We start from the raw sequence: 1,000 nt of genomic DNA on the forward strand, positions 1-1,000 counted from the left end.
GATCTCTACGCTTCCAGCAGAAGTGTGGGAAAGAAGTTCACTCTCAAAGACAAAACTTTAGAGGTCGTCGAGCTTCGCGAAGATTCTTTTGACAGGGGTTACGATTACGTGCTCTTCTCGGCAGGGGCGTCGATATCGAGGCATTACTCGCCAATAGCTGCAGAAAAAGCGGCTCTGGTGATCGACAATTCGTCGGCCTTCAGAAGCGATGCTGAGGTTCCTCTCGTTGTGCCAGAAATCAACGGTTTTCTCGTTAAGGGCTACAAAGGAATCATTGCAAACCCGAACTGCTCTACTATACAAATGGTCCTTTCTTTAAGTGGCATATACAGGAGATACGGAGTCAAGACGATAGTCGTCTCTACTTATCAGGCGGTATCAGGTGCAGGGAACAAAGGAGTCGCCGAACTCGAAAAGCAGGAGGCCGGCGAGATTGTTTCAACCGTCTTCATCAGACAGATACATAGAAATGTCGTACCTGTAATAGGCGATCTACTTGAGACCGGTTTTTCAACCGAAGAGATGAAGATGGTCAACGAAACGAGAAAGATTTTCGGCGACGATTCAATTTCCGTCTGGCCTACGACTGTTCGAGTTCCCGTTGCACACGGCCACTCGGAATCCATATTCGTCGAAACGATCCAGCCCTTTACGCCTGACGGCCTGAAAAGTGAGATCGAAAACTCTCAGAACGTTGTTTACAGCGAAGATCATTTAACCCCCCTCGAAGTTGCCGGTTCCGATCTCGTCTATGTATCACGACTCAGGACCTTCGATTCCAGCAGATTCCTTTTCTGGAACATAGCGGACAACATCCGCGTTGGTGCCGCAACAAACGCGGTCAGAATAATGAAAGCCCATATGGGAGGCGTTTAATGATGAGAGGAGCATACTACACCGCAACGGGAAACACCTTTCTTGTAGTCGACTCTAGAGAGAGAAAACTGAGCGATATGGAGAAACGCCTTCTTGTGTTGAAGTATGTAGACGGAAGAGACGG

1 protein-coding gene is annotated in these 1,000 nt (G+C 48.3%); it reads left to right on the forward strand.

Annotation, left to right across the window (positions count from 1 at the left end; genetic code table 11):
• Nucleotides 1-876, forward strand: an 876-nt coding sequence (locus BG32_RS13725) for an aspartate-semialdehyde dehydrogenase (RefSeq protein WP_121526992.1), incomplete at its 5' end; no start/stop codon positions are given.
• Between the last annotated feature and the right edge of the window lie 124 nt (nt 877-1,000).

Source organism: Mesotoga sp. HF07.pep.5.2.highcov, assembly GCF_003666285.1.
GTDB lineage: Bacteria > Thermotogota > Thermotogae > Petrotogales > Kosmotogaceae > Mesotoga > Mesotoga prima.